General features: G+C 40.2%; 13 protein-coding genes. 2 read left to right on the forward strand and 11 right to left on the reverse strand.

Annotated elements, in window-relative coordinates:
• Positions 1-169: 169 nt before the first annotated feature.
• The gene (locus A5875_RS09490) at positions 170-1,405 is read left to right on the forward strand and encodes an enolase C-terminal domain-like protein (protein WP_207114205.1); all 1,236 of its coding nucleotides are present in this window, start codon (positions 170-172) and stop codon (positions 1,403-1,405) included.
• Between the two features lie 13 nt (positions 1,406-1,418).
• The gene (locus A5875_RS09495) at positions 1,419-2,171 is read left to right on the forward strand and encodes an IclR family transcriptional regulator (protein ID WP_088933370.1); all 753 of its coding nucleotides are present in this window, start codon (positions 1,419-1,421) and stop codon (positions 2,169-2,171) included.
• A 169-nt stretch (positions 2,172-2,340) separates the two neighbouring features.
• Here A5875_RS09495 and A5875_RS09500 read toward each other — a convergent pair whose 3' ends face one another.
• The 11 genes from A5875_RS09500 to A5875_RS09550 form a co-directional block, all read right to left on the reverse strand.
• The gene (locus tag A5875_RS09500) at positions 2,341-3,039 is read right to left on the reverse strand and encodes an N-acetylmannosamine-6-phosphate 2-epimerase (RefSeq protein WP_088933371.1); all 699 of its coding nucleotides are present in this window, start codon (positions 3,037-3,039) and stop codon (positions 2,341-2,343) included.
• Between the two features lie 146 nt (positions 3,040-3,185).
• A complete protein-coding gene (locus A5875_RS09505) occupies positions 3,186-3,863 on the reverse strand; it encodes a ribulose-phosphate 3-epimerase (RefSeq protein WP_088933372.1) in 678 nt (225 codons plus the stop codon).
• A gap of 34 nt (positions 3,864-3,897) precedes the next feature.
• Positions 3,898-4,773, reverse strand: coding sequence for a class II fructose-bisphosphate aldolase (locus A5875_RS09510; protein WP_088933373.1), 876 nt, complete (start codon positions 4,771-4,773; stop codon positions 3,898-3,900).
• Between the two features lie 17 nt (positions 4,774-4,790).
• A complete protein-coding gene (locus tag A5875_RS09515; protein ID WP_088933374.1) occupies positions 4,791-5,501 on the reverse strand; it encodes a GntR family transcriptional regulator in 711 nt (236 codons plus the stop codon).
• Between the two features lie 184 nt (positions 5,502-5,685).
• Positions 5,686-6,720: a zinc-dependent alcohol dehydrogenase gene (locus A5875_RS09520; protein WP_088933375.1), complete on the reverse strand. Its 1,035-nt coding sequence runs from the start codon at positions 6,718-6,720 to the stop codon at positions 5,686-5,688.
• 26 nt (positions 6,721-6,746) lie between these two features.
• Positions 6,747-7,595 (reverse strand): PTS system mannose/fructose/sorbose family transporter subunit IID, encoded by an 849-nt coding sequence (locus A5875_RS09525; RefSeq protein WP_088933376.1) that lies wholly within the window; start codon positions 7,593-7,595, stop codon positions 6,747-6,749.
• An 11-nt stretch (positions 7,596-7,606) separates the two neighbouring features.
• Entirely contained in the window at positions 7,607-8,374 is a 768-nt protein-coding gene (locus A5875_RS09530) for a PTS mannose/fructose/sorbose/N-acetylgalactosamine transporter subunit IIC (protein ID WP_088933377.1), read from the reverse strand.
• A gap of 12 nt (positions 8,375-8,386) precedes the next feature.
• The gene (locus tag A5875_RS09535; protein ID WP_088933378.1) at positions 8,387-8,860 is read right to left on the reverse strand and encodes a PTS system mannose/fructose/N-acetylgalactosamine-transporter subunit IIB; all 474 of its coding nucleotides are present in this window, start codon (positions 8,858-8,860) and stop codon (positions 8,387-8,389) included.
• 2 nt (positions 8,861-8,862) lie between these two features.
• Positions 8,863-9,285, reverse strand: coding sequence for a PTS sugar transporter subunit IIA (locus tag A5875_RS09540; RefSeq protein ID WP_088933379.1), 423 nt, complete (start codon positions 9,283-9,285; stop codon positions 8,863-8,865).
• A 335-nt stretch (positions 9,286-9,620) separates the two neighbouring features.
• Complete coding sequence (locus tag A5875_RS09545; protein ID WP_088933380.1) at positions 9,621-10,547, reverse strand: serine hydrolase; 927 nt, start codon at positions 10,545-10,547, stop codon at positions 9,621-9,623.
• Positions 10,548-10,574: 27 nt separating this feature from the next.
• Positions 10,575-11,507 (reverse strand): zinc-ribbon domain-containing protein, encoded by a 933-nt coding sequence (locus tag A5875_RS09550; RefSeq protein ID WP_088933381.1) that lies wholly within the window; start codon positions 11,505-11,507, stop codon positions 10,575-10,577.
• Between the last annotated feature and the right edge of the window lie 43 nt (positions 11,508-11,550).

Below are 11,550 nucleotides of genomic sequence, written 5' to 3' on the forward strand. Positions count from 1 at the left end.
CTCCGCTCTTTTTAGTTCTTATACAGGAACAAGTTTCTTTTGTGTGAACAACTTTAAAGTACACTATTCAGAAAGCGCTGTCAATAACTAGTTGACATTTTTTCTTCAGCAAGCTATTATACGTATGTGAACTAATTTCTTATACAGGAACAATAAAAGGAGATTAATGATGACCTCAGTTGTGATTAAAGAAATAGTTGTAGAAGATAAGCGTTTCCCTTTGGATTCCGGTGCAGGTTCAGATGCTGTTCATACGATTCCCCAGTATTCTTATGCCGTTTGCTATTTAAAAACAGATAGCCCTCTGACCGGAGTCGGCATTGCCTTTACTTTAGGTTCAGGCAATGATCTTGTTTGTAAAGCGATCGAATACCTATCAGAAAGTTTAGTCGGCAAAGAAATTAATGAGTTGATGGCAAATTTCGGCACGGTTTTCTCTCAATTGTCAGATTCTCCAACCTTCCGTTGGTTAGGCCCTCATAAAGGAATCATTCACCTAGCTCTTGCTAGCATCACGAATGCTTGCTTTGATTTGTGGGCGAAAACTAAGAAAGTTCCTTTATGGAAGCTTTTAGTCGATTTGTCTCCCGAAGAGGTCGTTAATTTATTAGATTTTAGATATGTAGAAGATTTGCTTACTAAAGAAGAAGCATTAGAAATTTTGCATCAAGGACAGGTAACTAAAAGCGAGCGTGAAAAAATCTTATCGACTGGCTATACAGGATATGATACCTCTGTAGGCTGGTTCAATTACCCTGATGATGTTGTCGTGGAAAATGCAAAACAAGCTGTAGCAAAAGGCTTTAAAGCGATGAAATTAAAAGTAGGATCCAAGGATTTTTCTAGAGATATTAATCGTGCGTTTCTTATTAGAGAAACGGTTGGCGATGATATCACGATCATGCTTGACGCTAACCAGCAATGGACGCTTAATCAATCGATTGAGATCATCCGCCAATTGAAGGATATGAATCCTTATTGGGTAGAGGAACCGACTGATCCAGACGATGTCTTAGCACATCAAACACTCGCACGAGCTGTTTCTCCAGTGAAAATTGCTTTAGGTGAACATGTGCCTAATAAGATCATGTTCAAGAATTTCTTACAAGCGAACGCGATGAGCTTCAACCAAGTCGATACCGTTCGTGTCGGTGGAATTTCTGAATTTATCTTGATTAGCTTGATGTCTAAAAAATGCAATGTCCCTGTTATTCCTCATGTGGGAGATATGGGACAAATCCATCAGCATCTGGTATTATTCAATCATATTAGTATTGGACTGCCAGACTTGTTCCTAGAGTATATTCCTCATTTAAGAAAATACTTCAAATTCCCTGTCACGATTTCAGACGGGCGCTATAAAGTACCAGAAAATTACGGAAGCAGTTGTGATTTCGTAGAATAGAAGGAGTAATTGTATGACCAACAAAGCAAAAGTAAAGTCCGCTCAAAGAACCTTACGTTTATTAGAATTATTAGCCAATAACCGTCGAGGATTAAGCTTCACCGAAATTCAAGAGCACCTTGAAATTCCTAAAAGTTCGACTCATAGTTTAATCCAAGAATTGATTGATAATAATTACCTGATTTTTAATAACCAAAGAAAAATCTATTACGCTGGTTTGGATTTGATCAAGCTTAGCACAAGCTGTATTCAAAACACCAACTTAATTGATGAACTGAGCTTACTGACGGATAATATCGGTGCTGAACTTGGTCATACCACTCACTCTGGTATTTTAGACGGTCATCATATTATGTATCTGACAAAACATGAGACCAATACCGGTCTTTCACTTATGAATAGTGTTGGGGTCAAAATTCCGGCTCATTGTACAGCATTAGGAAAAATTTTACTTAGTCAACTATCTGACGAGGTTCTTCATGATATGTATAAGGATTATCCATTTAGCAAGATCACTCGCCTTTCTATCGACAACTATCAAGATCTGCTGGAGGAAATTGAGAAGATTCGTAAAAATGGTTATAGTGAAGAAATTGGCGAAGCGAGTATCTATACTGCCTGTATCGCTCTGCCTATTCAAGTAAATAATAATGTAGTGGCAGCTGCCAGCACCACTTTACCGATTGATTTATACAACGATATTGATAAGCAAGGTATCCTGAAGATCATGAAAAAACACCTTTCAGTCACAGAACAACGTTTGTAAATAATTGAGATTCATTTCATACAAAAGACCAGTTCTCTCAGCAACGAGTGAGAGAACTGGTCTTTTGTATCTCTGAAAATGATAATAGGCGATTCTTCTCCGCTCGAATCATCCACGAAGACTTCTAATTAGCAAAGAAGATTCATTTCTAGTCTGTAGAAGTATTTTTTTATAGTTCCAATTCATTTATGAACCGCTCCGTAATTTCCTTTGGTCGGGTAATCGCACCGCCAACGACAATACCGCTAACGCCCATAGTCTGGATTTTTTTCGCTTGTTCGGGAGTATGGATTTGCCCTTCGGCGATAACAGGGAATCCTGCATCGACTAGTTTTTCTATCAATTCAAAATCTGGTCCCTGACCTTTGCGATTTGCTGTCTCTGCAGTATAACCGCTTAAAGTCGTACCGACAAAATCAATCCCTGCTTCGTAAGCATTTGCACCTTCTTCAAAAGTTGAGATATCAGCCATCAGCAGTTGCTTAGGGTATTTTTCTTTAATTTGCTGAATGAACTGGTTGATTGTCAGTCCGTCATGACGCTTGCGCAGTGTGCAATCCAACGCGATCACTTCCACGCCAGTTGCCGCCAGTTCATCTACTTCCTGCATACTTGCGGTAATAAACGGTTCTTCTGGCGGGTATTGTTTCTTGATCAAACCGATCATTGGCAAATCGACAACTGCTTTGATTTCCAGAATATCTCGCACAGAATTCGCTCGGATCGCTGCCGCACCACCTTCTTTTGCTGCTAATGCGATCAAAGGCATTATTCCGCCATCTTTCGTATATAAAGGTTCACCAGGCAAGGCCTGACAAGAAACGATCAAGCCGTCTTTTATCTTGGTTAGAAATTCTTCTTTCGTCATTTGATTTGCTCCATCCTGCTAACTAAATTTATATCAATGATAAAAGGTTACCATGATATAAAAAATCTGTATAGACAGCTAACCCTTGAAGAAAAACAAAAAAGCTTGCCCTAAATATATTAAGGCAAGAACGGATGACGATCATTTTAATTCTTTTCTAACGATGTGAAGCTTTGCTTTAAGCTTTTTAGTTTTTCTTCGTAAGAACCTGGTTTGTCATTGAAGAGTGCTGAGGTTCCAACAACATAAAGATTTGCACCAACCTCACTGATAGCAGCAGTTGTTTCGGAATTAATATTGCCATCGACTTCAATAAGGGGCGTCACTTTTTGCATTTTAAGCTGACGATTCAAACGTTCAAGCTTCTCTAAAACCGGCCATTGAAAGCTTTGTCCGGCAAAACCAGGATTGACCGTCATTATAAGAAGTAATTCTACAGATGCTAGATAAGGAAAGAGCTTTTCGACCGGCGTTTCAGGATTGATTGCCATCCCAGCTTTGATCCTCTTATCATGAATCATTTTTATTAATATCTCAGGTGCTTTTGTCGTTTCCAGATGGAAAGTCAGATAATCTGGTGCTAGCGGCGCAAACATCTCAATATATTTCTCTGGATTGACACAAGCCAAATGAATATCAGTAGTAAACTTTTTTGTCTGAATGATTGGTTCCAATACATATGGAGCCATCGCCAAATTATTTACATAGACACCATCCATTACATCACAGTGCAGCCAATCAATTCCCGCTGCATGCAATTCCTGTAATTCCTGTCCCAGCGCTAATTGATTTCCGCACATGATCGATGCTGCAATTTTTTCCATCTCTTTTCCTCCATTAAAGCTTAATGTCAAAAAATCAAGGGTTCATAAAAATTTCCATCGCTGCCTTCACATTGTTCTTCATCGCTTCTATTGCGCTCAATGAAAGCTCATCGAAGAAAACGGAATCTCCTGAAAAATTCTCCAGCTTTTCTTGAAGAACTTTACCAGCCGCTTTATTCATGTAGGTATAATAGTTGATCTTGCATATCCCATTTTTTATCGCTGTTCGATAATTCTCTTCCGATACACCCGAACCGCCATGCATCACAAAAGGCACATCGATTTTTTCTTTGATTTGAAGAATTCGATTTAGATCAAGCTTCGGTTCTTTCAAATAAATCCCATGGACAGTCCCGAAACCGATAGCCAGACAATCAACCCCAGTTTCTTCCACAAAAGCCTTCGCTAAATCTGGATCGGTATAAACATCTTCCAAATCTTCATAATCTTCGCTAGAGTCAGAACCTCTTCCTTCTCCGCCTCCCACTGCTGACGTAAAAATATGTCCTAACTCTGCTTCAACGCTAACACCGACAGCGTGAGCGATTTTTACGATCTCCTTGGATTCTGCCAAGTTGACCTCATATTCCTTGCTGGATGCATCATACATAACAGAAGTGAATCCTAGTCTAATCGCTTTAACACACATCTCAAAAGATGCCCCATGATCCAAATGCACTGCCACGGGAACTTTCGCTGCTTTGGCATATTGAAGCATGATTGGACCGATCTCGTCTAAAGAAATCAGATTTTCATGTACCTCTGCATGCTGCAAAATCACTGGTGAACCCAACTCTTCTGCTGCTTGAATGACTGCTCGGATCGCTTCTAAGTTGGGGACGTTAAACGCTCCAACGGCATACTTTTTTTCTTTTGCATCTTTCAAAAGCTCATTTAATGTTACTAACATGAATCTTCCTCCTCGTTTTATTTACTAAAACGATACTCAAGATTTGTTGAGAAAACATCTGTATAGACATATGAAAGCTCAATCGGTTTATCATCCCAATAGGCCATATTATTGACGACCATGACTACCGCGGGATTAGTAATATTCAAGTATTCAATTTCTGTGTAATTGGCCATGCGCGCATTCACTCGCTGGCTAACAATTTCTGGATAAATCCCAAATTGATTTAACACCTTCCAAAGAGACTTATCGGTCAAATCAAAAGAGCCGATTTCCGGACAACGACTGATTGGGATGAAGCTTTCCGATAGTGAATAAACGGTGCCATCCACGCTCCGCAAACGTAAAAGGTAGAAAACGTAATCATTTTCCGCTATTTTAAGCTCTTTACTCAATTTTTGGTCGGCCTGAATCACGTTCTTTTTCAAGACTTTGGAGCTGATTTTCTTTTTACGTGAAACAATATCCTCGTAAAAACCAGAAATATGCATACTTGAAACAATCTTTACATCTCGATCAGGAATAATAAATCCTTTGCCTTCAATATACGTAACAATGCCTTGCCTCTCCAATGATTCTAATGCACGTTTTATTGTCGTTCTGCTTACATCAAACGTTTCGGACAATTTGCGTTCACTGGGAAGCGGCTTTCCTTGACCACTCAACACTTTAGCTAAATTTTGAATATCATCACTGATTCTTTTGTACTTCGGAATAAACTCTTCCACTTATATACTCCCCCTTCACTCGTCTTGTCTTGGATAGGGAGATCGTAAAGATTTCTATCAAAACAGACAGGCAGCTGCATAATAAAGATTAAATCGAATGGATTTTCACTATTGATTATAACTGATTTTTTATACAACTACCTACCATACTAACGTTACCTATGTTACTTTTTTGCTTAATCGCTTAAAATCTTACTACTACACGATATTTATCTCCCTTGATCGCCGATTCAAATCCCGCTACAACATCCGCAAATGGAACGATTTCACTGATAAATGGCCGCATATCAATCACACGTTCACTGATCATTTTTGATGCCCGAACAAAATCACGGCTATTCGAATTAGCTGTACCTGCAATCGAGTATCCGCCCTTATGCAGTTTGTCTGGACTGAAGCTGACTGGTTCATCTGGGTAGAATGAAGAATAAAGGATTACCTTTCCGGTATTTGAAACCAGCTCGATCGACTCTTCTGCGACGCTGTGGATCGGTGTCGTATCAAAGACTACATTGGCGCCTAAATTATGGCTAATCTCTTTAACTTTAATTGAAAGCTCTTCTTTTGAAGAATCCACAATGTAATGAGCCCCAATTTTTTTCGCCAACTCCAACCGCTCCGAATTTAAATCACACGCGATAACTCTGGCACCGCTTTTCACTGCCAATGCCACATGAAGCAATCCCATGATGCCGCATCCAATGACTACAACTAAGTCGCCATACTGGATATCAGCCGTTTCACAACTATGGACGACACAGGACAACGGTTCAGTTAGTGCTGCTTCTTCAGGTGTAACACCGAAGTAATGGAATAAATGCTTTGACTCTACCAGCATATACTCTGACAAGCCTCCCATTCCTTTATGGGGAAGTCCCTCCAATTGTTTACTGTGATTGAAGTCTAAGCAATTCTGTTCCTCACCGCTTTTACAGAAGTCGCATTCACCACAGGCTAGATTGGTTCCAAATACGACCTTATCACCAACTTGCCACTTCGTTTTATCGATGTTGCTGCCCAAGGCAACAATTTCCGCTGCGATCTCATGACCGCCGATAAAAGGATATTCAACTTTTTTTACTCCCGTGTAGACTCTTTGTTCCCAAGTGCAAATCGCACAAGCTTCGATTTTTATCAAAATTTTATTCTCTGAAACTTCTGGCAAATCGCACTCTTCAATTTCCAAATCCTTAATTCCATAAAAGACTGCTGTCTTCATTTTCCGACTCCCTTCTCAACGATTGACTAAAATATTTTAAGCGCTCCAAAAATTACTCCGATAACAACCAAGATTAGCATCACCCGCGTTGATTTCATTTTTCTGTTTTTCAGCAGATATAAAGTCAGCAAGGTTATTCCCAGCGGCAGAATTCCCTTGAACAGCTTATCTAAGATATCCTCCTGCAGACCTAATTTCACTGCGCCAACCTTGATCACAAATGGAGAGGAAACAGAAACAAAGTTTGCGGTCAAAGCACCTAAAACAATCGCTCCCATAGCGGATGCACCTGTAATCAAATACTGTAGGATATTGCTGCCTAAAATCTTTTCAATTCCGGCTTTCCCCATTTTGTAGCCCTGCATCCAAACAAAGTAGGCCAGTGAGAACATGATGCCGAACATTAAGAGGCCATAGACAACTGGTCCCATCAGATTTCCTTCGGCACCAAGACTTACACCGAAAGCTAGCAATATTGGTGTCAGTGTCCCTTGCCAAAGAGTATCCCCGATTCCAGCAAAAGGTCCCATTAATCCTGTTTTTATTCCGTTGATCGCATCATCGGTAATCGGAGCACCATTCGCCCGATCCTCCTCCATAGCAATAACCATCCCACAAATGATCCCGCCGAAATGAGGCTCTGTGTTAAAGAAAGCCATATGTCGCTTTAATGCATTCTTATATTCTTCTGGATCATCTGCATAAAGCTTTTTGATGATCGGACTTAATGAATGAACCAGCCCAGTAGCTTCCAAGCGTTCATAATTGTAATTGGCGTGGCTGAAAAAGGTCCAGCGCCAGAAGGATTTCGTTACGTCTCTTTTAGTCAGTTCCTTTTTGGGTTTTTGAATGTCATTTTCTACTGATTGTTCCATCTTTTCTCCTCCTAACTTAAACTGCCGATTTCATTTCTAGGCGTAATCGTGTAGAGATAAGCAATGATCGCACCTAAAACGGCGATAACGATGACATCTAATCCCATGTAAATCGACATTACGAATCCTAAAATGAAAAATAGCATGGTGTTTGGTCGATTGATTGAACGTAAATTCATCGCGATCCCTAGCGCCGGCAATAAGCCTCCGATTACTTGAAGCACATGCAATGGGGTTCCATCTAAATATCCGAGAATAGTCGTAACAGCACCTGCGCCATAATAAGCTGCTAAAGTTACAGGGATCACACTCATTAAAAAGAGAATGATTTGCGGCGGAACTACATGTAAAAAATTAATCCGATCAAGATTTCCTTCGTCTGCTGCTTTATCCGCCATGTGTACAAAGAAAACATCGATCGTCATATGAGCGACCCATATCACTGTACCTAATAAACCAATCGGCATCGCCAAGGTAACAGCTGTTTGCGGGTCAGCTCCAGAAGCAATTGCTAGAGCCGTTCCTAATGTTCCTGCCAAACCAGGATCAACAGGTGCTGTTCCGCCAGCTGAAATAAATGCGATATAAGGAAGCTGAATTGCTGCCCCAATAATGACACCTTGAACCGGATCACCTAAAATAATTCCAACAACCGTTCCAGCGACTAATGGCTTTTGCATAAAGGAGATGCTTCCTAACAACGAAAGCCAAGGTGTCCCTGTTACGCCAAGATAGTACACAACCCCAATTAAAATTGCTTGAATAAAAGATATTTCCATTGATATCCCTCCCTAGGTCAATAATTTTGCCACATCAATTGCTTTATCCTCAGCGATAATCTGGATAGCCACAGCAGCTCCCGCATCAATTAGTTTTTTTAGACTTTCTTTTTCTTCCGAAGAAGCAGAAATATTTTTATAGAATTTCGTTCTGCCCTCTTTCGCACCCATTCCACCAATATTCACTTTTTCCAACGGAATCCCTTGACTCATTAATTCAACATAGACTCCCGGCGACTTGGCCAAAATAATTACTTTATCTGAGTCTGCTAATTGTTTAATCGCTTCTGCCCCTTCATTAATACCAAAAACCTCTGTTTTGATATTCGCAGGTGCAACGGATGTCACGATCATTTTTAAAAAGGTGTCGTTAGCGGTCTCATCATCTACAATAATAATTCGATTTGCTCCTGTATAATTGAGCCATGACGTCATGACCTGACCATGGATTAGACGGTCATCAATTCTTGCTAATACAATACTCATTATTATTCCCCTGCCTTTGCGATTAAATGGTTGTATACTTCGTTCAAATCTTGCAGACTTTCCTTACCACTTTGAAGAGCCGTTTTAGCCAATGCTTCTAAATCGTTTGAAAATTCGCGATTCACCACGATTTCCAGCAACATCGCCATATTCACTCCAGAAAGCACTTTCATCTCATTTGTCGTTAATAGCTTCATCACTTCATTCCCAGGTGTTCCCCCATAAAAATCAACTAAAACGATCACGCCTTCCCCAGTATCCAACGCTTCAACCTTTTCCTGAATCTCCTCCTTCAATTGAATCGGACTGTCTCCGTGGTACAAACCGACGGATGCCGAACATTTCACTTCTCCGGCAATAATAGCGATTGACTCCAAAAGCGACTTTCCTAAGTTTCCATGTGTGACTACCAGCAAACCGATCAAGAAAACCCTCCCCTTTCTAAAAAATCCTTTGGTTCTAAAAAAGATCCAATGGTTCTATTCACAAGTTAAATATATAACCATCCCTCTTCTTTGTCAACGACTTTTTGAAAACGCTTTACAATAATCCTTCATAACGTCTGATTTAACGGCTTGTTAAATCAGAATAATTTTCACGATAATATCTTTTGTTTTTATATTTAGTTTTATATGTAATCTAAATTTCACATTCTTTCCGTGACCAAATGACTAATTTCTTATCTTCATGTATTTTTTTCTACAAAAAAACGGCTCTGCTTTAGCTGACTAAAGCAAAACCGATTTTCTTTTCTAATTTATTAATACATTTTTGTCGCTGCCAACGTAAAATCGCCGATCGCTCCTCTGATTTCTTCAACGTTCTGATAATTCTGCGACAGCACCACGATCGCAAAAGGATTCTTTTCTGTTAGAACCAGACCGATATCATTTTCTATATTATCCAACTCGCCAGTTTTATTTGCTACAAGGATGTCTTCGGATAATTTACTAGGAATTTTCGTGCGAAGCGTCTGCCCCTCCATAATATTCAACATCGTTGAGTAAGGATAGGCCGCTTGCTGTTGATAGAGTTTCTTCAAAAAGAACATACAATCATTCAACGATGTATAATTTTCTTTTCCTTGATTACGTGCTTCATTGTCTAACATCAGCCGCTCCAAACGTGTATCCTGATAACCTTGTGTTTGGAAAGACTCATTCAATTGCTCCATACCGAAATGAGTGATCAGTACATTTGCGGCATCATTATCACTTTGCTGAATCATGGATATGATCCAATCATTGATTGTCTTTCCTTCGAGCATTTCAGTAAGATCTGCTTGGGTGAATGCATACTCCATAATAAACACCTTGATCACACTAGCTGAAATAGTCGGTGCTGAATTATTGCTGGAAATATCTTTGTCTTGGTTGAAATAATGGACGCCATAATACACTTGATCTGCGCTCGCTGTCAGTGCAGTTGCATCCAATTGTGGTTCGGATTCACTTGATTGCTGCGTATTGCTGGTACTTGCAGTCGTTGTTTCACTTGTTTCAAGCTTTGGCTTTGAACTTGTTTTTTTCGAAGTGCTTTTCTTAGCGGTCGACGGTGTACTTTCCTGCTGCTGGGCAAAAAAAGTGTTCACGACTAAATACGAAGAGCCCGCCAATATAAGAAAAAGCATTCCTATCAAAATATATTTAGCGTTCCCTGATTTTTCCGGACTGGAATGTCTTCCCAAAGGTTTCAACTTCTTTCGTATACAATTTTAAGAGATCCAAACCTCATTGACACCATCGTTTTTCGAAACTCCGTCGGTCAATGCTAGACGGGAAGAATAAGAAACATAACCATAATAGATTTGTGTGCCACCGCCATCCCAAGTCACCGTGATTTGGACATTCGGATTGATCAACTTGGTATCTGGCATCTCCGTTGGATACTGTTCATTCGTTTCATAACTTAAAACATCTCCGCTGGCACTGGTAATCGTCGCCTTACCAAAATATTGTGTCCCATTAACATTTTTTTGAGTCACGCTGCCGTTCGCACCGATTGTCAACGCCGTTTGCCTTTGACTAGATTGAGAGTAATAGAAATAATAGGTATTAGCCCATTTCGCGTAATCTCCGCTAAATCCGCTGCTGCTTCCTGAGGTTGTTACCGCTGGACGATCCTTTTCTTGCGCTTTTTGAGTCGCTTCTTTGTCCTCTTCCTGTTTCAAGCCTTCTTCGTTTTTATCAGTCAAATTATCGACTTCATCAGCAATCGCTGAAAATTCACTCTTACCTAAATCGCTCGCCGGAATACGACTCAACTTCAGATTTGATTTTTTATAATCGCCGTTGATCGTTAATTCTTTGGCCTCGGCGATAATCTCATCATATTTGCTAGTGTCGATCGAGTTCGATGTCGTGGTCGTAGTTGGAGGTTCTGCCTCATTATTCGAACGTCCAGCCACGGCAAAACCAACCCCTACAAAGACTGCTAACAACGCTACCCCGGCGATGATGAATGCCCACTTCGGAACACCAGATTTTTTAGGACTCGGCGAATAAGTTGAAGACTGTGTCGTTTCCTGCAAATTCGCTCCCTGACTTCTTTTAGGCGAAGCTTCGGACTTGGCAAATTCATAGCCGCAATGCTCACAAAAGAGTGATTGATCGCTATTTTCTTCCCCACATCTTGGACATACTTTCATTTTAAAATCGCTCCTTTTTCCCCATTATTTAATCCCGTAAAAT

This window comes from Enterococcus sp. 3H8_DIV0648, from assembly GCF_002140655.1.
Lineage (GTDB): Bacteria > Bacillota > Bacilli > Lactobacillales > Enterococcaceae > Enterococcus_A > Enterococcus_A hulanensis.